General features: G+C 70.6%; 29 protein-coding genes. 15 read left to right on the top strand and 14 right to left on the bottom strand.

Translation table 11 applies throughout. The features are described 5' to 3' along the window. Positions 1–12 precede the first annotated feature (12 nt). Genes QRN19_RS00245 through QRN19_RS00235 form a run of 3 tightly spaced genes read right to left on the bottom strand, consistent with a single transcriptional unit; the run spans position 13 to position 3,110 of the window. Entirely contained in the window at positions 13–594 is a 582-nt protein-coding gene (locus QRN19_RS00245) for an SRPBCC family protein (RefSeq protein ID WP_285024529.1), read from the bottom strand. Positions 595–627: 33 nt separating this feature from the next. After that, the gene (locus QRN19_RS00240) at positions 628–2,106 is read right to left on the bottom strand and encodes a phytoene desaturase family protein (protein ID WP_285024528.1); all 1,479 of its coding nucleotides are present in this window, start codon (positions 2,104–2,106) and stop codon (positions 628–630) included. Between the two features lie 5 nt (positions 2,107–2,111). Then, the gene (locus QRN19_RS00235; RefSeq protein WP_285024527.1) at positions 2,112–3,110 is read right to left on the bottom strand and encodes an SDR family oxidoreductase; all 999 of its coding nucleotides are present in this window, start codon (positions 3,108–3,110) and stop codon (positions 2,112–2,114) included. A gap of 207 nt (positions 3,111–3,317) precedes the next feature. Between QRN19_RS00235 and QRN19_RS00230 the strand changes: the two genes are divergently transcribed. Next, positions 3,318–4,022 (top strand): GAF and ANTAR domain-containing protein, encoded by a 705-nt coding sequence (locus QRN19_RS00230; RefSeq protein ID WP_285024526.1) that lies wholly within the window; start codon positions 3,318–3,320, stop codon positions 4,020–4,022. After that, positions 4,019–4,759 carry a GAF and ANTAR domain-containing protein gene (locus QRN19_RS00225; protein ID WP_285024525.1) on the top strand — a complete coding sequence of 247 codons (741 nt, stop codon included), beginning with the start codon at positions 4,019–4,021 and terminating at the stop codon, positions 4,757–4,759. Before QRN19_RS00230 ends, QRN19_RS00225 begins: the two co-directional genes overlap by 4 nt. Positions 4,760–4,786: 27 nt before the next feature. Here the strand turns inward: QRN19_RS00225 and QRN19_RS00220 are convergent, their stop codons facing one another. Continuing rightward, complete coding sequence (locus QRN19_RS00220) at positions 4,787–5,449, bottom strand: dihydrofolate reductase family protein (RefSeq protein WP_285024524.1); 663 nt, start codon at positions 5,447–5,449, stop codon at positions 4,787–4,789. 184 nt (positions 5,450–5,633) lie between these two features. On the opposite strand from QRN19_RS00220, the gene QRN19_RS00215 reads away from it, so the two are divergent. Next, entirely contained in the window at positions 5,634–5,834 is a 201-nt protein-coding gene (locus QRN19_RS00215; RefSeq protein WP_285024523.1) for a DUF2795 domain-containing protein, read from the top strand. 161 nt (positions 5,835–5,995) lie between these two features. Beyond that, the gene (locus QRN19_RS00210) at positions 5,996–6,301 is read left to right on the top strand and encodes a DUF7882 family protein (RefSeq protein WP_137242495.1); all 306 of its coding nucleotides are present in this window, start codon (positions 5,996–5,998) and stop codon (positions 6,299–6,301) included. A gap of 49 nt (positions 6,302–6,350) precedes the next feature. Here QRN19_RS00210 and QRN19_RS00205 read toward each other — a convergent pair whose 3' ends face one another. After that, on the bottom strand, positions 6,351–6,692 hold the full coding sequence (locus QRN19_RS00205) for a hypothetical protein (RefSeq protein ID WP_085512067.1): 342 nt from the start codon (positions 6,690–6,692) through the stop codon (positions 6,351–6,353). A 103-nt stretch (positions 6,693–6,795) separates the two neighbouring features. On the opposite strand from QRN19_RS00205, the gene QRN19_RS00200 reads away from it, so the two are divergent. Further along, positions 6,796–6,996 (top strand): hypothetical protein, encoded by a 201-nt coding sequence (locus tag QRN19_RS00200; RefSeq protein WP_085512068.1) that lies wholly within the window; start codon positions 6,796–6,798, stop codon positions 6,994–6,996. A gap of 67 nt (positions 6,997–7,063) precedes the next feature. On the opposite strand, the gene QRN19_RS00195 is transcribed toward QRN19_RS00200, so the two are convergent. Together QRN19_RS00195 and QRN19_RS00190 are read right to left on the bottom strand one after the other, a co-directional pair. Continuing rightward, positions 7,064–7,213, bottom strand: a complete 150-nt coding sequence (locus tag QRN19_RS00195) for a hypothetical protein (protein WP_159453395.1) — start codon at positions 7,211–7,213, stop codon at positions 7,064–7,066. Between the two features lie 60 nt (positions 7,214–7,273). Then, a complete protein-coding gene (locus QRN19_RS00190; RefSeq protein WP_064297054.1) occupies positions 7,274–7,555 on the bottom strand; it encodes a DUF7882 family protein in 282 nt (93 codons plus the stop codon). Between the two features lie 255 nt (positions 7,556–7,810). Between QRN19_RS00190 and QRN19_RS00185 the strand changes: the two genes are divergently transcribed. Then, on the top strand, positions 7,811–8,128 hold the full coding sequence (locus QRN19_RS00185) for a DUF7882 family protein (protein WP_285024519.1): 318 nt from the start codon (positions 7,811–7,813) through the stop codon (positions 8,126–8,128). Between the two features lie 21 nt (positions 8,129–8,149). Here QRN19_RS00185 and QRN19_RS00180 read toward each other — a convergent pair whose 3' ends face one another. Genes QRN19_RS00180 through QRN19_RS00165 form a run of 4 tightly spaced genes read right to left on the bottom strand, consistent with a single transcriptional unit; the run spans position 8,150 to position 10,487 of the window. Beyond that, positions 8,150–8,272, bottom strand: coding sequence for a Rho termination factor N-terminal domain-containing protein (locus tag QRN19_RS00180; protein WP_285025248.1), 123 nt, complete (start codon positions 8,270–8,272; stop codon positions 8,150–8,152). Positions 8,273–8,282: 10 nt separating this feature from the next. Next, positions 8,283–8,549, bottom strand: coding sequence for a DUF7218 family protein (locus QRN19_RS00175; RefSeq protein ID WP_285024518.1), 267 nt, complete (start codon positions 8,547–8,549; stop codon positions 8,283–8,285). Positions 8,550–8,607: 58 nt separating this feature from the next. Next, positions 8,608–9,354, bottom strand: coding sequence for a ThuA domain-containing protein (locus QRN19_RS00170; RefSeq protein ID WP_285024517.1), 747 nt, complete (start codon positions 9,352–9,354; stop codon positions 8,608–8,610). After that, positions 9,351–10,487: a Gfo/Idh/MocA family protein gene (locus QRN19_RS00165; RefSeq protein ID WP_285024515.1), complete on the bottom strand. Its 1,137-nt coding sequence runs from the start codon at positions 10,485–10,487 to the stop codon at positions 9,351–9,353. The genes QRN19_RS00170 and QRN19_RS00165 overlap by 4 nt, the downstream gene beginning before the upstream one ends. A 118-nt stretch (positions 10,488–10,605) precedes the next feature. On the opposite strand from QRN19_RS00165, the gene QRN19_RS00160 reads away from it, so the two are divergent. After that, positions 10,606–11,802, top strand: coding sequence for an ROK family transcriptional regulator (locus tag QRN19_RS00160; RefSeq protein WP_285024514.1), 1,197 nt, complete (start codon positions 10,606–10,608; stop codon positions 11,800–11,802). Between the two features lie 257 nt (positions 11,803–12,059). On the opposite strand, the gene QRN19_RS00155 is transcribed toward QRN19_RS00160, so the two are convergent. Next, positions 12,060–13,064, bottom strand: coding sequence for an SDR family NAD(P)-dependent oxidoreductase (locus QRN19_RS00155; protein ID WP_285024513.1), 1,005 nt, complete (start codon positions 13,062–13,064; stop codon positions 12,060–12,062). Positions 13,065–13,236: 172 nt separating this feature from the next. On the opposite strand from QRN19_RS00155, the gene QRN19_RS00150 reads away from it, so the two are divergent. The 3 genes from QRN19_RS00150 to QRN19_RS00140 all read left to right on the top strand — a co-directional run bounded on the left by QRN19_RS00150 (position 13,237) and on the right by QRN19_RS00140 (position 15,543). After that, entirely contained in the window at positions 13,237–13,794 is a 558-nt protein-coding gene (locus tag QRN19_RS00150; RefSeq protein ID WP_285024512.1) for a TetR family transcriptional regulator, read from the top strand. A gap of 125 nt (positions 13,795–13,919) precedes the next feature. Continuing rightward, on the top strand, positions 13,920–14,546 hold the full coding sequence (locus QRN19_RS00145; protein WP_071261734.1) for an MSMEG_1061 family FMN-dependent PPOX-type flavoprotein: 627 nt from the start codon (positions 13,920–13,922) through the stop codon (positions 14,544–14,546). A 52-nt stretch (positions 14,547–14,598) separates the two neighbouring features. Beyond that, complete coding sequence (locus QRN19_RS00140; protein ID WP_285024511.1) at positions 14,599–15,543, top strand: PDR/VanB family oxidoreductase; 945 nt, start codon at positions 14,599–14,601, stop codon at positions 15,541–15,543. 153 nt (positions 15,544–15,696) lie between these two features. Here the strand turns inward: QRN19_RS00140 and QRN19_RS00135 are convergent, their stop codons facing one another. Further along, positions 15,697–16,545: an FAS1-like dehydratase domain-containing protein gene (locus tag QRN19_RS00135; protein WP_285024510.1), complete on the bottom strand. Its 849-nt coding sequence runs from the start codon at positions 16,543–16,545 to the stop codon at positions 15,697–15,699. Positions 16,546–16,626: 81 nt separating this feature from the next. Then, positions 16,627–17,901 (bottom strand): CaiB/BaiF CoA transferase family protein, encoded by a 1,275-nt coding sequence (locus QRN19_RS00130; protein WP_285024509.1) that lies wholly within the window; start codon positions 17,899–17,901, stop codon positions 16,627–16,629. Between the two features lie 169 nt (positions 17,902–18,070). On the opposite strand from QRN19_RS00130, the gene QRN19_RS00125 reads away from it, so the two are divergent. The 5 genes from QRN19_RS00125 to QRN19_RS00105 all read left to right on the top strand — a co-directional run bounded on the left by QRN19_RS00125 (position 18,071) and on the right by QRN19_RS00105 (position 23,665). Beyond that, positions 18,071–19,081, top strand: coding sequence for a FecCD family ABC transporter permease (locus tag QRN19_RS00125; RefSeq protein WP_285024508.1), 1,011 nt, complete (start codon positions 18,071–18,073; stop codon positions 19,079–19,081). Beyond that, a complete protein-coding gene (locus QRN19_RS00120) occupies positions 19,078–20,133 on the top strand; it encodes a FecCD family ABC transporter permease (RefSeq protein ID WP_064297044.1) in 1,056 nt (351 codons plus the stop codon). The genes QRN19_RS00125 and QRN19_RS00120 overlap by 4 nt, the downstream gene beginning before the upstream one ends. Continuing rightward, positions 20,130–20,981: an ABC transporter ATP-binding protein gene (locus QRN19_RS00115; protein WP_285024507.1), complete on the top strand. Its 852-nt coding sequence runs from the start codon at positions 20,130–20,132 to the stop codon at positions 20,979–20,981. Before QRN19_RS00120 ends, QRN19_RS00115 begins: the two co-directional genes overlap by 4 nt. Positions 20,982–21,041: 60 nt before the next feature. Beyond that, positions 21,042–22,040, top strand: coding sequence for an ABC transporter substrate-binding protein (locus QRN19_RS00110; protein WP_285024506.1), 999 nt, complete (start codon positions 21,042–21,044; stop codon positions 22,038–22,040). Positions 22,041–22,300: 260 nt separating this feature from the next. After that, positions 22,301–23,665, top strand: a complete 1,365-nt coding sequence (locus tag QRN19_RS00105) for an MFS transporter (RefSeq protein WP_285024505.1) — start codon at positions 22,301–22,303, stop codon at positions 23,663–23,665. Positions 23,666–23,676 lie beyond the last annotated feature (11 nt).

Below are 23,676 nucleotides of genomic sequence, written 5' to 3'. Positions count from 1 at the left end.
GACCGGACACCGTCACCGGGCGAGCTTGCGCGCCACCGCGACCACCGGCACGGCGACGACGAGGACCGACGCCACCCGCGCGAACAACGACCGCTTCGGGAACTCGGCGTTCTTCCGGTCGTCTGCCGTCGGCTCGGCCGCCTCCACGAGGTGCGTCCCACCGGCGCCGCCCTCAGCGAGGTGGGCGAGCCGTCGCAGGGTCTCGATGTTGCGGATGTGCAGCCCGATGTCGAGGAGCCAGACCGGGATCAGTGCACCGGGGCCCGTCACGGCGTGCTCATGCAGGTGGACGACGCACCCGCGCTCGTGCGGCTCGACCTCGACCGCGACGCGGGCCTCACCGAGCGGCCACCCCTTCGGCTGGATGACGAACCGGTGCGGCGGGTCCCACTGGAGCACGGTCGTCTCGTCGTTCAGCACGGCTGGCCAGACCCCGAAGGAGTGGTGCAGCTTCCCGCCCACGTGCGGCCACCGGTCACCGACGTCGCGCATGCGGGACGCGCCGACCACCCACGCCGGGAAGAGCCAGCCGTCGGCGAGGACTGCGAAGACGCGGTCGGGCGGGCAGTCGAGGATCCGGGTGGTGTGGGACACGGTGGTGTTCCTTTCGATGGAGCAGGGACGAGGTCAGGAGGTCGGACGCGGTCGGTCGGGCGCGAGCGACGGCATACGATCGCGGCCGAAGACCGAGCGGAGCGCACTGCGGGCGGCGTGCCACCCGGCCAGGCCGTGGACGCCGGGGCCGGGCGGGGTCGACGAGGAGCAGAGGAAGATCCCCGGCGCCGGCGTCCGCCACGGGTCGTTCGAGATCACCGGACGCGCGACGAGCTGCGCGAAGCTCGCAGCGCCGGCCGCGATGTCGCCGAGCACGTAGTTCGGGTTGTACCGCGCCATGTCGCGGGCGGTCATCGACGCCGACGTCAGGATCACGTCGCGGAACCCGGGGGCGAAGCGCTCGATCTGCCGGGTGATCGCCTCGGTCTGGTCGAGACCGGACCCGCTCGGCACGTGCGTGTACGCCCAGAGGACCTGCGCGTCACCGGGAGCGCGACCAGGATCGCCGACGTCGGGCTGCGAGACGAGGACGTAGGGCGACTCGCTGTGCCGACCACGGGCGACGTCGCGCTCGGCGGCGGCGATCTCCGGCCGGGTCCCGCCGAGGTGGAGCGTGCCGGCCCGGGCCAGGTCCGGGTTCGTCCACGGGACGGGGCCCGAGAGCGCGAAGTCGACCTTGGCCACGCCGTCGCCGTACCGGAACCGGGAGAGCCGACGGAGGTATGCGTCGGGTAGTCGGCTGCCCGCGATCTCGGCGAGCGCCTTCGGCGTCGTGTCGAACAGGACGGCGCGGGCGGACGGCAGGTCGTCGATGGAGCGCACCTCGGTTCCGGTGACGATCTCACCGCCGTGGGCCAGCAGGTCGTCCGCGAGTGCGTCGACGATGGCCTGGCTGCCGCCGACGGGGATGGGCCAGCCGCGTGCGTGCGCGTATGCGCCGAGCGACAGGGCGGCGGCCGAGGTGGACAGGCTCGGCATCGGCCGGATGGAGTGGGCGGCGACACCACTGAGCATCGCCGGAGCGGTCTCCTCACGGAACCGGAGGTTCCATGCCGGGCTGCCCTGCTCGAGGGCACGCAAGCCGAAGCGCGCGACCGTGACCGGATGGCGCGGCACCTGCAGGAGCTTGCCGCCGGTGAACTGCGACACACGGTCGGCGTCGGCGGCGAGCGGACCCATGAGCGAGCGCCAGGCCGCGCCGTCACGTCCGAGGGCGTCGGCGGTGCGGTCGATGTCGCGATAGGCGATACCGGCCCGTCCACCGTCGAGCGGGTGGGCGTAGGAGATCTCCGGCACGACGAGGTCGATGCGGCGCTCGAGCCCGAAGGACCGGAAGAATCCGGAGGCGAGCGCCATCGGGTGGACCGCGGAGCAGATGTCGTGGTGGAAGCCGGGCAGGGTCAGCTCAGCGGTCCTGGCTCCACCACCGATCGTGTCGCCCCGCTCGACCACCTGCACGTGCAGGCCGGCCCGGGCGAGAGTCACCGCGGCCGCGAGCCCGTTGGGGCCCGCGCCGACGACCACCGCGTCGAACTCGTCGCGCCGCGCCATCGTGCTCAGCGCCGCTTCGCCGCGCCGGCCACCAGGGCGACACCCGCTGCGAGGGTGCCGGCGGCCGCCGCGTACACCCCGCGCCGGTGGCGGATCGCCCAGGTCTGCGGACTCCACGAGTGGGCCTTGTCACTGAACACGCCACGGGCGCCGTGGTCACCGGGAGCGGGCGTGTAGACGTTGTCGGGCATGCGCGGGTCGTGCTTGTCCGGCGCAAGCTGACCGGAGTACCCGGTCCTGGCGAGGAACCAGTCGAGGAATCCGCCGGCGAAGCGGTCGCCGAGGATCGTGCCGACGGTGGACTCCCCCACCCAGGTCCGTCGCCGCGGTCGGTCCGCGACGTCGGCGATGGCGGTCGCACCGACCTCGGGTTGGTAGATCGGCGGCACCGGCTGCGGGTGCTCGGGCAACTGCGACTTCACCCAGCTGAACTGGATGGTGTTGAGCGCGGGCATGTCCACGGTCGAGAGCTTGACGTTGCTGTGGTCGTGGAGCAGTTCGGCGGTGACCGACTCCGTGAAGCCTCGGGCACCGAACTTCGACCCGCAGTAGGCGGCCTGCAGCGGGATGCCGCGGTGGGCGAGGGCGGAACCGACCTGGATGACGTGCCCGCGGTCGCGCGGGACCATGCGCGAGAGGGCGGCCCGGGTGCCGTTGACGAAGCCGAAGAAGTTGACGGCGACGGCGCGCTCGAAGTCGGCCGGTTCGGTCGTGAGGAAGTCCCCGAAGACGCCGACCATGGCGCAGTTCACCCACAGTTCGATCGGTCCGAGTTCCGCCTCGACCCGGTCCGCCGCCTGTTCGACGGCCTCCCGGTCGGCGACGTCCGTCGGCACCGCGAGAGCACGACGGCCGGCCTGCTCGACTTCCGCGATGGTCGCCGCGAGTCCGTCCTCGCCACGCGCCAGCACCGCGACGTCCCAGCCTCGGACGGCGAGTTCACGGACGGTCGCACGACCGAGCCCTGCGGTTCCGCCGGTGACGACGGCGACCCCGCGGCTCATCGCGCCGACCGATCGATTGCTGCGGACCGGTGGGCGGAGGGGCGCGGAGGGGTTGTCGTCGTCAGAGGCATGACGCCACGTTAGGCGAATCCACCCCGCCGGGGCGGCCCCTTGCTTTCCCAGGCAGGACGGATCACCACCCGCCGATCGCGGCATGATGCCCGTACGATGAGCGGAGACCACCCTCGACCCGGAAGGACTGCGGACATGAGCGACACCTTCGCCATCGTGTACAGCGCACTCGACCGGGTCGACGAGGACGACCAGCTGGTGGAGCCGATCCTGCGACTCATGCCCCTCAGCGGCGTCTCGATCGCGACGCTCGGCGACACCCTGAGCCCCGAGACGATCGCCGCGAGCGACGAGCAGATCGCGTTGCTCGACGAGTTGCAGTTCGACCTCTCCGAAGGCCCCTGCTGGGACGCCGTCGGCAGCGGCCGTCCGGTGCTCGAGGAGGCCGTCAAGCGGAACGGCTACGACTCCTGGCCGTCGTTCACCGAGGCGATCCGCGACCACGCGGTCGGCTCCATCTTCGCCTTCCCACTCCGCGTCGGGCCGCTCCAGGTGGGCGCGGTCGAGCTGTACGACACCGACGAGCGCACGCTGGACACGCAGGCGGTCGAGGACATGATGTCCCTCACCCGCCCGCTCAGCCGGTACGTGCTCCGACGCACCCTCGAACTCGCGAGCCTCCCCGACACGGCGCAACTGAAACCCCACGCCCGACGCCGGATCCATCAGGCGACCGGGTTCGTGATCGCGCAACTCGGCCTCACACCCGACGACGCCCACCTGCTCATCCAGGCTCAGGCCTTCGCCCAGAACCGCTCGATGTCGGACGTCGCCGAGGACATCCTCGAACGTCGCACGGGCTATGTGCTGCGCGACGACACGATCGAAGACGAGCGATGAGCGCGCGCGGCGACGACGGGACCGGTTCCGAGCTCCGCCACTCGACCGCCCTGCTCGACGTGTTCGCGACGCTCGCCGACACCCTGGTGGACGACTACGACGTCGTCGACCTGCTCCAGATCCTGGTCGACGCCAGTGTCGACCTCCTCGATGTCGAGGCCTCCGGCATCCTCCTCGCGGACCCGCGCGGCGATCTGGAACTGGTGGCATCGACGAGCGAGTCCGGCAAGCTCGTCGAGCTCATCCAGCTGAGCGCGGACGAGGGTCCCTGCATCGAGAGCTTCCATGAGGCGAGGCCGGTCTCGATCCCCGAGATCGCCGCGGTCGCCTTGGAGTGGCCGAGATTCGCCGAAGAGGCCGCGACAGCGGGGTTCCGATCGGCCCATGCCTTCCCGCTGAGGCTGCGGCGCACCACGATCGGTACGCTGAATCTGTTCCGGAGGACACCTGAGGCCCTCGACCGGTTCGAGTCACGTGCTGCGCAGGCGATGGCCGACGTCGCGACCATCGGCATCCTGCACGAACGCACCCTCCGCGAGAGCGACGCCACCCGGCAGCAGCTGGAGGCTGCGCTGCAGTCGCGAGTGGTCATCGAGCAGGCGAAGGGCGTCGTCGCCTACACCGCCGCGATCTCGGTCGAGGACGCCTTCGAGCGGATCCGCAGGCACGCTCGCAGCGGACGTCGTGCACTGGCCGACGTCGCCCGCGACATCGTGGAGCGACGCCTCGAGCTCTGAGGACCGGTCTCCGGCCTCGATCGACCCTCAGCGCGGCTTCCGCGCGAACACCTGATGCACGACGCCACTCGGTGATGCGGTCACCTCGATGGTGAAGCGCTCCTCGAGGCCTTCGAGCCCGTCCCAGAGCCGCACCCCACGACCGAGCAGGATCGGGACGACGACCACGTGGAGATGGTCGACGAGGTCGGCCTCGAGGAACTGGCGGACGGTCGTCGGTCCTCCGCCGAGACGGACGTCGAGTCCGTCGGCGAGCGACGTCGCGAACGACAACGCGTCGACGGCGTGCAGGTCGCGGAAGAGGAACGTCGTCTCACCGACCACCAGGTCCGGGCGTTCATGGTGGGTCAGCACGACGACCGGCGTGTGGAACGGCGGTTCCTCGCCCCACCATCCCCGCCAGCTCTCGTCCTCCCAGGGTCCGAGCTGCGGACCGAACTTGCGCCGGCCCATGATCTCGACGCCGATGCGATCGCCGGTGGCCGCTGCGAACGCGTCGTCGACGCCACGCGTCCCCGCGCCGACCGCTTCGTCCTCGTGCCCGCTCATGGACACGAAGGTGCGGGTCGGGAAGAACCACTGCATGAGTCGGTGCCCGGCGTGGCCGAAGGGGGTCTCGAAGGACTGGCCCTCGCCCGTGGCGAACCCGTCGAGCGAGACGGCGAGATTGTGGACCCGGAGCTTCGTCATGGGCACACGCTAGTCCGGACCTACGGGCCTCGTCGAATAGCAGCTCGGCCGCGGAAAGGCAAGAGCGCGCTGAACGATCGAACGGGAAGGACACTCGTAGGAGGGCACGGCGGTCTGACGACCGGTCGACGCAGCCGGCCCGCCTGACATCGGGTGCCACGACGCGCCCAGAGAGGAGATGCTCGTGTTCACCGAGCTCGACGAATTCCTACGCGGCATGGAGTACCCCTGCCGCCCCAGCGACCTGACGCGTGAGGCCCGCCGCGACCTGCTCCCGGCCCACCTGATCGAGGCGCTGCGATCGCTCCCCGAGCGCAGCTACACCAGCCGCTGGGACGTCCTGCACCGCACCTCGATCGCGGAGGCGCTCCCGATCAGCGTCTGAGCGATCGCGCACCACTGCTGAGCGGCACCGGCATCGCGCCGGTGCCGCTTCGGCGTGTCAGGTCCGGCGAGCAACGCCGGTCCGCAACCCCCTCGGGGAACGTGGTGCATCCCACAGGACCGGGCCTACGGTGGAGACCGGAGAGCGGAGCAGGAGAACCCATGGGCAAGATGATCTACGACGCAGACGTGTCGGTGACGTTCGACGATCGCGTCCTCGCCCATCTGCAGCAGGTCATCGGTGCGAAGTTGCGTCGCGGCGAAGCGTTCTACTTCGGGTGGAAGGACGACCCTCGGTCCGGCGACGGGCGGACGACGATCTGGCTGCACCCGGCGATGTCCCTCCGGTTCAAGTACGCGGGCAGCGTCCCGGTCGAACTCAACCGCGCCTGGCTCGATGCGCTCGCGGTCAGCGCCGACTCGAACCAGGGGCTCGTCCTCGTGCCGGAGCCGGGTCCGCGCACCTGACCCTCGCGGTCTCGCGACCCTCGGGGCATGACCGCGGCCCGAGCTGCACTCACATGGAACGTTCGTCGAACTCCAGATCGTCGACGTCGGTGAGTTCGGTCGCCCACTCCGGCCGTGCCGGCTGCAGAGCCGCGGTCCGCCGTTCGAGCTCGGCGATGATCTCCTCGTCGAAGGGCTCCTTCGACGCGTTCTCCACGGGGGTCGAGAACAGTTGGCTCGCCGGCCCGACGAGGAGGTGGGCGTATCCGAGGCTGCCGCCGTCCGAGATGGTCGGCACCACCGCGATGTCGGACTCGCCGGTCTGGGCGAGGGCGCGCGCGTACCGGAGCAAGGCCTTGCAGGTCTGGTCGGCCATCAGCAGGTACCCGCCGGCGTAGTGCAACTTCCTCATACGACCATTCTGGGAACCGAAGCGGTCGGGCCGTCAGACCTTGCATCCGCAACCCGGAGGGTATACCGCGAAGCACAGGGTGCCCGTGCGCTATCGTCTGGGCATGACCGACAGCGACCAGACTCCCAACACGCACGACGAGAACCGGCACGACCAGCTGACGACCGCCCCGAACGCGACCGAAGCCGACGCGGCTCCCCGCATCGACGTCACCGACCAGGGTGACGGCGTCACCCGCATCGACATCCGCGACGACGCGGCGGTGCGCCCGGGCGCGGACCCCGAGGACACCGAGCAGGGCTGAGCCCCGCTCGCCGTACGCCGAAGCGCCGCCGACCCGAGGGTCGGCGGCGCTTCGGCGTGTGACGGACTCAGCGAGCGTCGGTATCCGGCTGCTCGAGCACATCCGGCTCGTCCGCCGTGTCCTCATCCGTCGACTCGTCCGGGATCTCGGTGGGCGGCGTGCCGACCACCATGTCCGGGTCGGTACCCAATGCGTCTGCGCCGGTGAAGTCGCTCATGTCGCTCCTGCTTCCTGTGGTGGTGGTTTCGGTGTGGTGCTGGTGTCGGTCTGTTGCTGGTCAGGCGACGACGACGTGCAATCCGCCGGTGATCTCGATCTCCTCGAGCATCTCGGCGGCCATGCGCTCGTCGATCGGCGGCTCGAACTCGGCGTCGAACGCGAAGACGATCGGTTGCTCGGGCGACACGGTGACCGGCTCGGACGACTGGAAGCGCCCGCGGTGGAGCTGCAGCCGGAACGACCGTTCGCCGAGCATGCGCGTGAGGATCACGCGTTCCAGTTGCGCGAGCGTCTGATCGTCGACCTGCGAACGGAGCGCACCGAGGCGGAGGAATCCCATCGTCAGCTCCTTTCCCAGGCCTGCCACGCTAGCGCGGGGAGATCGGGGCGTCGGGGCCATTGCGCACGGGGCCCGGGCAGCGGACAATGCGCGCGCGACATCGATCGGTCATCGCGATGTGGATAATCGGGCGCGCACCAACAATCTCTCGTATCCTGAGAGAGCGCTTCACCGACCCGGACCCCGTCGGGACGCGCACAGCCGTCGGCGACTTCTCTCGACGGCCATCTCCGGGGTCGGAAGTCGAGGGTTCCCATGGGACAACTGGTCTACGGCACTGGCGACGCACGCGTTCGCCTCGACGACCGCACGCTCGCCCACGTCAAGACGATCGCGCTCATGAAGCTGCGACGGAACGAGTCGTTCGCACTCACGGTGCGACAGGACGCGACCACCGAGGGACGCACGACGCTCTGGCTGCACCCGGCGATCGCCCTGCAGTTCTCCTTCGACTCCGACGAGGTCGGCGAGATGGACCGCGCACTGCTCGAGGGATTCATGCACGAGGCGAACACCGGCGAGGTCGTCGTTCACGCCACGACCGGCGACGACGCTGCCGCCCGGGCGAAGTAGCCGGGCGGTGGCGCCGCCGGCTCAGCTGTCGCGGAGCATCGTGATGAGTTCGCTCTTCCGCTTGCCGGAGTAGCCGCTCAGGCCGATCTCCTTCGCCCGCTCGCGGAGCTGCGCGACCGTCCAATCGAAGTAGCCGGGCGGCAGCGCCGCCGGCTCAGCTGTCGCGGAGCATCGTGATGAGTTCGCTCTTCCGCTTGCCGGAGTAGCCGCTCAGGCCGATCTCCTTCGCCCGCTCGCGGAGCTGCGCGACCGTCCAATCGTCGTACGACCCGGCCTCGCCGCCCTTCTCCCCGATCGTCGATCGTCCCTGCTTCGCTGCGGCGTTCGAGATCCGCGCGGCCTTCCCCTTCGACGCCCCGTCGTCGCGGAGCTTCTCGTAGAGTTCGGGGTCCTTCAGCGACGGGTTCTGCTTGTCCGGCATATGGTCCTCCCTGCGGTCTGGCGGCAATTCTCCCCCAGCCGCGTTCGCTCCTCCAGCCCTAGCTCAGGAACCAGTCCCGCGGGTGCTGGTCGGCGGTCGGCGGGGTGCGTTCGATCGTCGGGCGCGCCCACTCGGCCGCGTTCGCCAGGACCCGCCGGATGTCGGGGTGGTGGTAGACCGGGTACTCCTGGTCACCGGGCGAGAAGTAGAACACGCGCCCGCGTCCGCGGTGGTAGGCGACGCCGGATCGGAAGACCTCGCCACCGGCGAAGGTGGAGAGGAACACTTCTTCGTCCGGCCGGGGGATGTCGAAGTGCTCCCCGTACATCTCCTGGCGGTCGATGACGATGGGGTGCGGCACGCCCTGAGCGATCGGGTGGTCCGGGAGGACCGTCCAGACGAGTTCGCGCTCGCCGTCGTTGCGCCACTTGAGCGCGCACGTCGTCCCCATCAGCCGCTGGAAGACCCGCGAGTAGTGCCCGGAGTGCAACACGACGATGCCCATGCCGGCGTGCACATGCCGGACGACCCGCTCGACGACCTCGTCGGAGACCTGGTCGTGGGCGATGTGCCCCCACCAGAACAGGACGTCGGTGTTCGCGAGGACCTCCTCGGTGAGACCGTGCTCGGGATCCTGGAGGGTCGCCGTCGAGACGGACACGGCGTCGCCGAGCGACTCCTCGAGGCCCGCCGCGATGACGGCGTGGATCCCGTCAGGGTAGTGCCCGAGCACCACGGCGTCACCGCGGGACTCGTGGACGAACTCGTTCCAGACGCGGATGCGGATCGGTGTCGTGGTGCTCATGCGGGGACCTCCAGTTCGTGCCCGGCGGCGGCCGAGGCGTAGGCGGCGTCGATGACGCGGCTGCGGTGCAGTGCGTACTCGCCGTGGTGACCGGCGAACCGGAGCTCACCGCCGGCGGTCTCACCCGCGCGGATGGTGTCGAGGAACTCGGCGATGACCGACTGGTGGTGACCGGCCGGGACCTGCACGGCTGGTCGCTCGATCGTCGGCGCCCCGGCGACGTCGCGGTAGATCGTGACGGTCCCCTCGGTGTTGTAGTTGTCGACGTGGAGGCGGACGCCACCCTCCGAGCCGAGGAGTTCGACCGAGATGTCCTCGTGGGCCTTCGAGTAGGACGCCCACGACGCCTCGAGGTGCAGGCTCCCGCCGTCCTCGAACCGCAGCAGGGCGGACGCGAAGTCCTCGACGTCGAAGGCGTGCGTGGACCGGCTCGAGACCGGACCACCGTTCGACGAGCCACCGCGACCGGCGCGGCCGAGCTCGTTGTACGCGACGGCCGAGACGTGCGTCACGCGCGGCTCGCCGAGGAGCGACAGCGCGATGTCGAGCACGTGGGAACCGAGGTCGATGAGTGGCCCGCCACCGGCCGCGGCCTTGTTCGTGAACCAGGAGTCGATGCCGGGCACACCCTGACGACGGAGCCAGGAGGCGCGCGAGTGGTAGACGCGACCGATCGGCTCCTCGGCGAGGTAGCGCGCGAGGTAGGCGACGTCGGCACGACGGCGGTGGTTGTAGGCGACCTCGAGGACGCGGTCGGCGGCGGTCGCGGCCTCCACCATCTCGGCGGCGAGGTCGGCGGTCGTGGCGAGCGGCTTCTCGCAGAAGACGTGCTTGCCGCTGCGGAGCGCGGCCACGGCGATCGGGTGGTGGAGCGCGTTCGGCACGCCGATCGAGACGATGTCGAGGTCGTCGCGGGCGACGAGGTCCTCCCAGTCGGCGTAGGTCTCCGGGACCCCGCGGCTCTCGGCCAGCTCGGCGAGGCGCGCCGGTTCCTGGCCGGACAGGGCGACGACGGTGGCACCGGGGAGCGCGGTGAAGGCGTCCAGGTGCGTGGTCCCGGCGAAGCCGAGGCCGATGACGCCGACCCGGAGGTCCGGAGCGTCTGCTGATGTCGGGGCGGTACTGGTGCTCATGCTCGGACGGTTCCTTTCGGGGTGCGGAGCCGAGCACGTGTCGTGACCGGCGGTGGTCGACCTTCGCCACTAAATATAGCGGCCATATCTAGTAATGCAACCCTGCTACAGTCACCCCATGGCGGAACCGGGGATCGAGACGGGCAGGGCGAGCGTCGAACTCGTCGCCGCCTACGCCTTCGACCACGGTGCGTTCACGGCGAGCGACGTCATGGACGGGACCGGCCTGACGCGCGCCACCGTGCTGAACGCCTGCGACGCGCTCGCCGACCGCGGGTGGATCCGGGAGCTCGACGACGCACGGGCCGCCGGCGACTATCGGCGGGGACGACCGGCCCGGCGCTACGAACTCGCCGCGGACACCGCGTTCGTCGTCGGACTCGATGTGGGGCAGCACCGGGTCGCGGCGCTCGTCGCGACGCTCCGTGGTGAGGTCGTCGGCCGGGCCGAACGTCCGATCGTGGGCGGAGACGAAGACCCAGACCTCCGCCTCGCGACCGCACGGACCGTCGTCGAGGAGGCGACCGCGCAGGCCGGCGCGACGCCGGGGCAGGTGCTCGTGACCGCCGTCGGTGTCCCGGCACCGGTGGACGCCCACGGCCGCTCCCCGCGCGGCGACCACGACTACTGGGCCCGGATGAACCCCGACTTCGCGAGCCGCCTCGGCCCCTGGGGCGACGTCGTGCTCGAGAACGACGCCAACCTCGCGGCCACCGCCGAACGCGCCCTCGGGGAGGTGGCGCGCGAGTCCATCGCCGTCCTCCTGGCCGAGGCGAGCTTCGGCGCGGGACTCATCGTGGACGGCGTGCTGCTGCACGGCGGGGCCGGCGGTGCAGGCGAACTGCGCGTGCTCGGCATGGTCGAGGGCGTCGGTTCGCCGGAGGGCCTCGACGGTGCAGCACGGTCGTGGTTGGAGGAGGATCAGCGATCCGGCGCCGCGCCGGCGGCCTCCCCGCTCGCCGGGATCCCGGTCGGCACCCTCGACGTCGGTCGCATCATCGACGCCGCAGCCTCGGGCGACGCCTACGCCGGCAGACTCGTCGAGCGTCTCGGGGAGCGCCTGGGGCGGGTGTGCGTCCTGCTCGGCAGCCTGCTCGACGTGGACGAGGTCGTCGTCGCCGGCGGCGTGGCCCGCGTCGCCTCCCCCGTCATCGCCGCGGCTCAGACCTGGCTCGACGAAGGGACCTACGCGCCGACGCCGATCGTGCGGGCCTCACGGCTCGGGGCGGACGTCGTCGCCCTCGGCGCGATCACGCGGGCCGTCGCGACGATCCGCTCCCAGCCGTGGCGCTTCGCCGCGGCGATCCCGCACTGAGCCAGCACACGGAGCAGGGCGGCCCGGACACGGCGCAGGGCCCCACCTTCCGCCAAGATCGGTGGGGCCCTGTGAGCGGTGTCACCGCAGTGCGAACAGTCGTTCCGGCCGTACTCGTGCAGACCGTTCGCAGGGCACGGGCGACGCAGAGCGGCCCGTGTGCTTCAAGATTCGCAGCAGAAACGCGTTCATCCCGCCCCGGACAGTCGTTAAGAATCGCCGTTCTTACCGATTGCTGAAGTTCTGCGGGTCGACGGCTACTGCACCGACCATCCGCCATCGGACGGCAGGACGACCCCGTTGACGTTGACGCCGTCGTCACTCAGCAGGAAGGTGATGGACGCCGCGAGCTGCTCCGCGGTCGCGATCGTCGGGATCGCCGCCTGGAACGGTCCGAGCCGCGCCGAACCCGCCTCGGAGACGTTCGGCGGGAAGGGGATCCCCGTCGCGACGCCGCCCGGAGCGACCGCGTTGACCCGGACACCGTGCGGTCCGTACATGAAAGCGGCGCTCTTGGTCATACCGACGACCGCATGCTTCGAGGTCGTGTAAGCGTTGCCCGAGGCATTGCCGCGAAGGCCTGCCTCAGATGCGATGTTGACGACCGAACCGGATCCAGCCGCAACCATCGACGGCAGGACGGCGCGGGTCAGCTTGAACGCGCCGGTGACGTTCACGCCCATCACCCGCTCCCAGGTCGCGTCGGAGGTCTCGTGGAGCGGGGAGAAGTCGTCGTTGATGCCGGCGACGTTGGCGAGCGCGTCGATCCGTTCCCCCGCCGCGGCGACGATCGCGTCGATGTCGTCCTGCTTGGTGATGTCGCCGGCGATCGTGACGAGATCGGCGTCCGGCAGGCTCGAGGCGAGATCGGCGAGCTTGTCCTCGAAGAGGTCCACGGCCACGACCCGGCCGCCCTCGCGCGCGACGCGGGATGCCGTTGCACGGCCGATGCCGGAAGCAGCACCGGTGACGATCACGGTCTTGCCGGCGAAGCGACCGACGGTGATGCGCTCCTGCCACCCCTGAGGCGCTTCGTCGACAGGTGCGACACCGTCGTTCGCGGCGAGCACGAGCTCGTCGATGAGCGACTGGGGCAGCTTGCCCTGGCTCAGGGCGACGAGCTGCTGGAGCGGGAGGCCCGAGATCGGGGCGAGCTGCGATTCCTCGGTGCCCAGCTGGGTGAGGAGGCCGCGGATGAGCGGTCCACCGGTGGGGTCGGCGAGCCACGCGGCGATCGGGGTGTTGGCGGTGAGGACGCTCATGGGGTTCCTTCGGTCTCGAGAGGGCGATGAGCGGCGGGGTGGTCTGGGCCTCGATCCCTACCGGACATCATTGTCCGGTACACGTTACGCCGTCCATGGCACGGCCGCCAGACCTCACGGCGGGCTCTCAGCCGGGTGCTTCGGACCGGCCGCGCGGCGTTACGCTACCGGGATGTCGTCCACGCCCCCGAAGCCGAACCGCGGCCCGAGCGCGGGACCCGAGAACCGCCGAGCGCTCGTCGCCGCGGCGCGTCAGGTGTTCGCCGCGGACGGCTTCAGCGCTCCCCTCAGCGCGGTCGCGAAGCGGGCGGGTGTCGGACAAGGAAGCCTGTACCGGCACTTCCCCGACCGACTCTCCCTCGCGCTCGCGGTGCTCGACGAGAACGTCGGCGAGCTGGAGGAGCACGCCGCGCGACCCGATGCGACCCTCGACACCCTGCTCGACGTCGTGATCGACCAGGCCCTCGTCACCTCGCCCTTCGTCGAGGCGATCCTCGGCGAGGGCGACGACCCGCGCGTGATCGCGCTCGGCACCCGCCTCGACCGCCTCGCGCACGCCCTGCATGCCAAGGAACTGGCTGCCCACCGCATCGCCGACCACGTCGAACCCGACGACATCCTCATGGCCATCTCGATGGTGGGAGCGACCCTCACCCGCATCCCCGATTCCCACCGAACCGACACCGCGGCGCGCGCGAAGGCGATGTTCCGCCGCTCGTTCGGCCGATGAACCGGGGCGGGATGATCGACGCGGCTGGGTCGGTGGCACAGGACACCCGCGAACCGTGTGCCGACGGCCCATTGAGACGTGCGTTGGACGACCGTAGGGTCGGAGGGACAGAGAAGGGGTCCGCCATGCAGGCCAGCGCGTTCGCGTCGATCGACGTCGACACCATCCGTCGGTCGCTCGGCGAACCGGACCCCGCGGCGACGGCCAAGATCATGGACGAGCTCGACGAGAACTGCCTCGCCTTCCTCGCCCACTCGCCGTTCTGCACCATCGCGACCTCCGACGCCGACGGCCGGTGCGACAACTCCCCGCGCGGGGACTACCCCGGGTTCGTCCGCGCGCTCGACACCCGGACGCTCGTGATCCCGGAGCGTCTCGGCAACCGGCTGGCCGACTCCCTGCAGAACATCGTCCAGAACGGCCACATCGGCATGCTGTGCTTCGTCCCCGGCATGAGCGAGACCCTCCGGATCAACGGCACGGCCACCGTCACCGACGACCCGGCACTCATGGCCATGCTCGAGCAGGACCACGTGACGCCGCAGCTCGCGATCGTCGTGCGGACCGAGGAGGTCTACCTGCACTGCGGGCGGGCGCTCCTCCGCGGCGGACTGTGGGACGCTGAGATGCAGGAGCTCGCGGCCGAGGTGCCGAGTGCGGGGCGGATCTGGGCGAGCATGTCCGGGCTGAGCACCGAGGTCGGCGACGCCATCGACGAGGCGGTCGCCGTCGGGAACCAGAGCCTGTACTGATGGCTGGAAGCAACGAGCCTGTACTGATGACTGGAAGCACGAGGGATTCCTGATGCGCAACCGCGCGGGCATGACCCCGCTCATCGTCCAAGAGATCGTGCGCGAGACGCCGACGATCGTCAGCGTCGTGCTCGCCGATCCGGAAGGTCGCCGGCTCCCGCCGTGGGACCCCGGAGCGCACATCGACCTGCAGCTCATCACCCGCCACGAACGGCAGTACTCGCTCTGCGGTGATCCGGCGGACGAGTTCCGGTACCGGATCGCCGTCCTGCGGGAGGAGCACTCGCGGGGTGCGTCGCACTACATCCACAACTTCCTCAAGGTCGGTCGGAAGGTGTTCATCCGGCCGCCGCGGAACCTGTTCCCACTCTCGGACGCGAAGCGGCACCTGCTCCTCGCGGCCGGCATCGGGATCACGCCGCTGCTCTCGATGGCGCGGCGGTTGGCCGCGGGCGACGCCGACTGGACCCTCGTCTACGCGGTGCGCACACGCGAGGACATCGCGTTCGCGCCGGAGCTCGAAGCCCTGGGCGACCACGTGCGGATCCACGTCAGCGCGGAGAGCGGCCGGCTCGACCTCGCAGGCCTCCTCGCGGGACTCGAGCCGGGCACCGACGTGTCGGCCTGCGGGCCGCGCGGGTTCACGGACACCCTTACGAAGCTCGCCGAGACGCTGCCCGAGGACTGCCGCTTGCACCTCGAGCGGTTCGAGCCGAAGCCCCGCGCCTACCTGCCGAACACGGCGTTCACCGTCGAGTGCGCGAGGTCGGAGCGGACCGTCGAGGTGCCCGCTGGGCAGACGATGCTGCAGGCGATGCAGGCCGCGCGGGTCGGTGTCGCCGGGTCGTGCATGCGGGGCGTCTGCGGCTCGTGTGCCGTGCAGGTGGTGGACGGGACGCCGGAGCATCGCGACTCCCTGACGACCGACGACGCGTCGATGATCATGTACCCGTGCGTGTCGCGGTCACTGACGTCGACGCTCGTGATCGACGCCTAGGCAGGGCGGCGCGACCCCGGTCCCTGAGCACCGCATCCCGGTCGCTGAGCACCCCATCCCGGTCCCTGAGCCTGTCGAAGGGCGGTGCACCCCGTGGGCACTTCGACAAGCTCAGTGACCGGAGGAAGGCACCGTGACCTGAGGGGCATTCCCTCAGGCTCCGTGCAGTGCCGCTCGCCAGGTGGCGTCGGCTGAGGCGAGGACCGTACCGTCGGCGGCACGCACGACGACCGAGGTGCCCTCGGGGCCGTTCGTCCCCGCGATGCGGAACGCCGTGTCGACGAGCACCGGCGCCGTCGCCCGGAAACGGACCGACGCGAGTCGGCGACCACCGGCGTTCGCCGTGAGGGCGTCGAGCACCAGGATGCGGGTGAGCGGGCCATGCACGAGGAGGTCGTCGAGCCCCTCGACCTCACGCGCCCACTGACGGTCGTAGTGGATGCGGTGCGTGTTGCCCGTCACGGCCGAGAAGCGGAACAGCTGCCGGGAGTCGAGTGATCGCGTCACGGTCCAGTCGGCTCCGGCGTCGGGATCGACCGCGTCCTCGGCGGTCACCTCGGGCGCCGCCGTCCGCGGGGAGGGCACCGCTGGCTGCGCCTCGAGGAACACGTCGTGCCAGGTGCTGCGGACGGCGACCTCACCATCGACGAGGTACTCACGCACGAGGTCGGCGAAGACGAGTCGACCGGCGCGCCCCTGCTTTTCGACGAGCGACCCGAGACTCGTGCGCTGCGTCACCACGTCGCCGGAGCGGAGCGGCGCCAGGAACTCCGTGTCCTCCCCCGCGTACATGCGGCGCGGCAGGTCGATGGTCGGCAGCACGCCGTCCTCCGCCGGCGAGCCGTCCTCGCGGAGCTGCGCGAACGGCGTCTCGAACGGGAAGTGGACGCCCTCCCAGCCGGCGGGGAGCTCCTCGCCCACGACCGGTTCCGGTGCCGCGGGGGCGAAGGTGCTGCGGTACCAGGAGGCGGGGCGCAGATCGAGCTGCTCTGACCGCTCCACGACTCCCACTCAGATCACCCCGTCGGACCGCAACGCGGCGATCCGCCCGGCAGGCTGCTCTGTCCGTTCCACGGCTCCCACTCAGATCACCCCGTCGGAACGCAACGCGGCGATGCGGTCGGCGTCGTACCCGGCGAGTGCCGTGAGCACGTCGTCCGCGTGTTCGCCCATGTGATTCGCTGGTCGGTCGGTGGTCGCGGGGGTCGCGCTCAGTTTGATCGGCTGGCCGAAGGAGCGGAGGGTGCCGAAGGCACCGTAGTCGGCCTCGACGACCATCTCGCGCTCGGCGGTCCCGGGGTCCTCGACGACCTCGCCGATGGTCTTCACGGCGGTGAGCGGCACGACGTCGCCGGCCAGCTCCTCGAGCTCGGCGCGGGTGCGGTCCGCGAACCAGGAGACGACGAGCGGCTTCACCCGACGGGCGTAGACCTCCTCATCGAAACGCTTGCGCATGGTGTCGATCTCAGGGTCGGCGATCGCCTCGGGCGTGCCGAACAGCTCGCAGCTCGCCTTCCAGAGCTTGTCGGTGTACGCGCCGAAGAACACCTGGCCGTCGGCGCAGGGGAACAATTCGTAGGGCCGCACCCAGGCGTGTTCATTGCCGGATGGCGAGGCGACGGTTCCGTCGACGGTGTAGTCGACGACGGCGGTCTCGGTCATCGCGATGATGCTGTCGACCTGGGCGACGTCGACGAGCTGACCGACGCCGGTGCGCTCGGCGTGGCGGAGGGCGGCGAGGGTACCGATGACGCCGAACATCGTCGCGGAGAGGTCGCCGATCGTGACGCCGACGCGCACGGGCGGCTGATCCGCGTAGCCGTTCATGGACCAGAGCCCACCGGCGGCCTGGGCCGTGTTGTCGAACGCCGGGCGACGGCTCCGGGAGCCCGTCTGTCCGTAACCGGAGATCGCGGTGTACACGAGTTTCGGGTTGATGGCGGCGAGCGCCTCGTACGGCAGGCCGAGCTTCGCCATGGTCCCCGGGCGGAAGTTCTCGACGAGGATGTCGGCACTCGCGACGAGGTCGCGCAGCACCTCCTTGCCGGCATCACTCGCGAGGTCGAGCGCGAGACCGAACTTGCCGCGGTTGTACTGGCCGTAGTAACCGCTGAACTCCTCGTCACCGTCGCGCAGGTAGGGCGGGAAGCCCCGGGAGACGTCGGGATCGTTCGGGTTCTCGATCTTGATGACGGTCGCGCCGAGGTCGGCCAGCATCGCCGCCGCGTAGGGGCCGGCGAGGACGCGGGAGAGGTCGAGGACCACGACGCCCTCGAGCGAGCCGGGCGGGACGTTGAGTCGTTCCGTGGCGGCGAGGACCGCTTCGATGTCGGCTCCGGTCGACGGCTGCTCGGCCATGCGTGTCCTCCTGATCGCTGTACTCCGTACCGGTCAACGGTATCGGGCGATGGAGGCCCAACCCATGTGCGAACCCCACACCTCCCACGCCGTTCCATGGATCGCCCGTCCGTCACCGCCGATGGCGGGTGTGCATCGCGACCGGGATAGGTGAGGCTAGGCTTACTTTATGCGCAGCGCGACCCTCCTCCGATCGAGACGCGCGCTCGCCGTCGGCACCCTGGCCGCCGCGCTCATCGTCACCGCCCTCGCGAGTCTGATGCTCGGCAGCAACCTCATCAGTCCGGTGGCCGTGCTCACCGCCCTGTTCGACCCCGCCCAGGACACCGGCGCCGTCGTCTGGGGGTCGCGGGTGCCGCGCACGGTGCTCGGCGTCCTCGTCGGCGTCTGCCTCGGGATCGCCGGTGCCGTCATGCAGGGGCAGACCCGCAACCCGCTCGCCGACCCCGGCCTGTTCGGCGTCTCCGCCGGAGCGAGCCTCGCGGTCGTCGTCGGGGTCTACGTGCTCGGCACGAGCTCGGTGGTCACGACCCTCTGGCTCGCCCTGCTCGGCGCCACCGTGGCCAGCGTCATCGTGTTCGCCGTCGCCGCGCTCGGCCGCGGACTGTCGAGTCCCGTCCCGCTCGCGATCGCCGGCACCGCCGTCTCGGCCCTCCTCGTCGCCCTGACCTCGTACCTCGTCCTCTCCGACGAGACGACCCTCGCCGCCTATCGCATCTGGGTGGTCGGTTCGCTGTCCGGCCGATCGCTCACGGGCGTCGACGCGGCCCTCGTCTTCGCCGGACTCGGCCTCGTGTTCGCGGTCGCCAACATCCGCTCGCTGAACGCCCTGGCACTCGGGACCGAACTCGCGAACGGCCTCGGCGAGAACCTCATCCGGGCGCGACTCGTCGGACTCGCGGCGATCACCCTGCTCACGGCGGCCGCCGTGGCCCTGACCGGCCCGATCGCGTTCGTCGGACTCACGGCCCCGCACATCGCCCGCACACTCGTCGGCGGGCATCACGGCTGGCTCCTCCCCGCCTCGGGACTCGTCGGCGGGAGCGTGCTGCTCGCGTGCGACGTGATCGGTCGACTCATCGGTGGCACCGCCGAGGTGCCCGTGGGCGTCGTCCTCACCGTCGCGGGTGGGGTCGCCTTCATCGCCATCGTGCGCCGCGGACGGATGGCGGAGCTGTGAGCGCCGTGCGGGAGGGCAGCCGCTTCTTCGGCCGGCTGTGGCGAGGGCGGGTCGTCGGCGTCACGATCGCCTGCCTCGTCGTCGCGCTGGCGTTCGCCCTGCTCGGGATCGTGGCCGGTTCGTCGTCTCTGACGATCCCCGACGTCATCACCACCCTGCTCGGCGGCGGGACCGGTGGCCAGGAACTCATCGTGTTCGAGCTCCGCCTCCCCCGGGTCGTCGGCGGTCTCCTCGTCGGTGCGTCCCTCGGACTCGCCGGCGCCCTCACCCAGACCTTCGCACGCAACCCGCTCGCCACCCCGGACATCCTCGGTGTCACCTCGGGTGCCGCGCTCGGGGCCGTGGCCGCGATCGTCCTCGTCGGTGGCAGCTACTCCGTCGGCGCCGGCGCGCTCAGTCTCGGCCTGCCCGCCATGGCCGCGATCGGCGCGCTCGTCACCTCCGCCGCCGTCTACGCGCTGTCCTGGCGCGGCGGGGTCGACAGCTTCCGACTCATCCTCATCGGCATCGGTGCCACCGCGACGCTCGGCGGCATCACGAGCTACCTCATCGCCCGGGCGCAGATCACCGAGGCGGCCGCGGCGGCGCAGTGGCTCGTCGGCAGCCTCTCGGGCATCTCCTGGTCGAGCGTGTGGCCGGTGCTCGTCGCGCTGGTGATCCTGACGCCGATCGCGGTCCTGCAGACGAGCAGCCTCGACATCAGCCAGCTCGGCGACGAGCTGTCGACCGGCTTGGGCGTCGCGGTCCAGCGGCACCGGATCGTCGTCATCGCGTGCGCGGTCCTGCTCGTCGCCGCAGCCGTGTCCGCGGCAGGGCCGATCGAGTTCGTCGCCTTCGTCGCACCGCAGATCGCCCGCCGCCTCGCCCGCACCGGCCGCCCGCCGCTGCTCGCCTCCGCGCTGCTCGGCGCCGTCATCGTGACGGGCGGCGACGCACTCGTCCGCGGCGTCCTGCCGGGGGAGATCCCGGTGGGCATCATCACCGCGATCGTCGGCGCGCCCTATCTCATCTGGTTGCTGACGCGCCGCAAGGAACGGGAGACCTCCGCATGACCGACCCCGCCACGACCCCCTCGCTCGTGAAGGAACGGCCGATGCCCGCCCTCGAGGCGCGGGGCGTCTCCCTGGCCTACGACCAGACGGTGGTCTTCGAGGGGCTCGACCTCCGCATCGAGACGGGCGAAGTCACGACCCTCATCGGCGCCAACGGTTGCGGCAAGTCGACCCTACTGAAGGCGTTCGGTCGCCTGCTCACCCCGACCGCCGGCACGGTCGAACTCGACGGTCGCGGCGTGCGGTCGATCCCGACCCGCGAGGTCGCGCGCCGCCTGGCGATCCTGCCGCAGAAGCCGCTGACGCCGTCGGCGACGACCGTCCGCGACCTCGTCTCGCGGGGGCGGCACCCGCACCAGAGCCTCCTCAAGCCGTGGACGCCCGCCGACACGATCGCCGTCGACGAGGCCCTCGCCGCCACCGGTCTCGAGACCCTCGCCGACCGCGACACGGCCTCCCTGTCGGGCGGGCAGCTGCAGCGGGCCTGGATCGCCCTGGTGCTCGCGCAGCGGGCCCCCACGATCCTGCTCGACGAGCCGACGACCTTCCTCGACCTCAGCCACCAGCTCGACGTCCTCCGACTCGTGCGGTCGATCAACCGCGAGCGTGGCGCCACGGTGGTCATGGTCTTGCACGACCTCACGCTCGCCGGAAGATACTCCGACCGGCTCGTCGTCGTGGGCGGCGGCAGGGTCATCGCCGACGGCACGCCCTGGGAGGTCCTCACCCCGGCCGTGCTCCGCGAGGCCTTCGACCTCGACGCGATCGTCATCCCCGACCCGAGCAGCGGTTCGCCACTCATCGTGCCCGTCGACCCCGACGACGCGATCACCCTCGACGCGGAGTGATCCGGGCGATCGGGCATTCCGATATCGTTTCGTGACTTAGGTTCGGCTACCCTAAGTATCATGACGATCTCTTTACGCCTCCGCCGCGCCGCACTCGTACTCGTGCCGGCACTCGCCCTGGTCGGCCTCGCCGGCTGCTCCCCCACCGCCGCATCCGACGCCGACAGCAGCGGCGCCTGGAGCTACACCGACGACACCGGCACCACGGTCAAGCTCGATGAGCAGCCGAAGCGCGTCGCGAGCTTCGCCGACTACGCGCTCGGCCTGCACGGCAACGGTATCGACCCCGTCGCGGTCTTCGGTCGCGTCGACGTCGCCACCGACAAGCGGTTCTCGGACTACGACCTCGGCGACACGGCCATCGTCGGCAACAGCTACGGCGAGATCGACCTCGAGGCACTCGCCGAGGCGGCACCAGACCTCATCGTGACCGGGATCTACCCGACCGACCGCGACGGCACGCTCGACCTCAAGGGTCCGTACTACGGTGTCGCCGACGTCGAGCAGCAGGAGCAGCTGGAGAAGATCGCTCCGGTCGTCGCCATCAAGGTCGGCGGCAAGGGTGCCGACGTCATCGCCTCGCTCAACAAGCTGTCCGAGGCGCTCGGAGCCGACGAGGACACCATCGCCGCGGCGAAGGAGAAGTACGACGCCGCAGCGGCAGACCTGACGGCCGCGGCGAAGGAGACCGACCTCGAGGTCACGCAGATGTACGCGGACGCGAGCGGCATCTACGTCGTCAAGCCGCAGGACGAGCCGGAGACCGAGCTGTACAGCGAACTCGGCGTGACGTACACGAACGCGAACCCGGACGGCTACTACTACTGGGACATCTACAGCTGGGAGAACGCGGGCCAGGCGATGACCGGTGACGTCCTGCTCGTCAACGTCGAGGGCTTCCAGCAAAGCGACCTCGAGGCGCAGGCGACCTTCGCCTCGCACCCGGCACTCGTCGCCGGTCAGATCCACTCCTGGAACACCGCCGCCCTCGACTACACGTCGCAGGCGAAGCAGATGGAGACGCTCGCCGGGATCCTCCGCGAGTCGAAGGCGCTGTAGCGAGCGCCCCCGGGACTGCGGACGGGCAGGTTGGCCGTCTGCACTTCGACAAGCTCAGTGACCGGAGATGGGCACAGTGACCGGAGATGGGCACAGCCACCGGTCCGGGGGGGCCAGCCTCGGGCGCCCCACCCCGTGTGCTCCCGACGCACCGGAACACCGGTGGAGTGTGGCGACCACACATGGGCTGAACCTTCGGACGGCCGGTAACCTCGTCAGGCGTCCCGGCCGTCCGGGTGCGCCCAACACGAAGGAGTGCCATGGCCATCCAGAGCGCGCGCGAGAGCGACCCACGCGGATCCGACACCACCACCGCAGGCCAGAGCGACATCGATCGCGACGGCCTCGACTCCCGGGTGCAGCGCCGCCGCGCCATCCTCGCCAGCTCGGTCGGAACCGTCATCGAGTGGTACGACTTCACCCTCTACGGGCTGGCCTCCGCGCTCGTGTTCGCGCCGCTGTTCTTCCCCGGCGCGGGCGACCTCGCCGGCCTGCTCGGCGCGTTCGCCGGCTTCGCGGTGGGCTTCGGTGCCCGCCCGATCGGCGGCCTCATCTTCGCCCACTACGGCGACAAGCTCGGGCGCAAACCGACGCTGCTCATCACCCTCCTCTTCATGGGTGTCGCGACCACCTTCATCGGCCTCCTCCCCACCGCCGAGGCCATCGGCATCTGGGCTCCGATCCTGCTCATCGTGCTGCGGATCTTCCAGGGCATGGGCTCGGGCGCTGAGTTCGCCGGCGCGATCACGATGGCGAGCGAGTCCGCCGACGTGAAGCACCGTGCGTTCGCCGCGTCGTTCCCCGGCGCCTCCGTGTACGTGGGCATGGCGCTCGCGACCACCGTCTTCGCCGTGGTGAGCACCCTGCCGATCGAGCAGTTCCAGAGCTGGGGCTGGCGGATCCCGTTCCTCGCGAGCGTCGTCATCGTCGCCTTCGCGCTGTACTTCCGTCTTCGGGTCAAGGAGACGAAGGCGTTCGAGAGCGCCGAGGAGCGCGGCGCCGTCACCTCGGCACCGCTGGCCGGCGCCATCCGCTCGCACTGGCGGGTGATCCTCTGCGGCATGGGGCTCTTCGCGTTCGCGCTGCCGTGGGTCTACGTCGTGCAGGTGTTCTCGCTGTCGTACGTCACGGGCACGCTGAGCGTGAACCCGACGGAGGCGCTCATCGGCCTCATCGTCGCCGAGGTCCTGACCATCCCCACGGCGCTGCTGTTCGGTCGCCTCGCCGACCGCATCGGTCGCAAGCCCGTCCTCATGGGCGCCGCGATCTTCGGTGTCCTCTACGCGTTCCCGATGTTCCTGCTCTACAACACGGAGCAATCGGTCATCGTCGCCCTGGGCCTCATCCTCGGCCTGGCGGTCATCCAGGGTGCGACCATCGGCACCTCGGGCGCGCTGCTCGCCGAGATCTTCCCGACCTCGATGCGCTGGAGCGGTATCGCGCTCTCCCGCGAGATCCCGGCCGCCCTCGTCGGCGGGACGGTCCCGCTCGTCGCGACCGCGCTCGTGGCCGCGAGCGGTGGTGCACCGTGGTTGGTGGCGGCGTACCTGCTGGCGCTCAGCGCGATCGGCATCGTCGGGATCGCGTTCCTCCCGGAGACCCTGCCGCGCAAGCAGCGCGGCTGACGCGTCCTCGG

The sequence above is a fragment of the Plantibacter sp. ME-Dv--P-122b genome (assembly GCF_030209375.1).
In the GTDB taxonomy this organism is placed as follows: domain Bacteria; phylum Actinomycetota; class Actinomycetes; order Actinomycetales; family Microbacteriaceae; genus Plantibacter.
The sequence above is the reverse complement of the archived record's forward strand: the minus strand, read 5'-3'. Positions and strand labels throughout refer to the sequence as shown.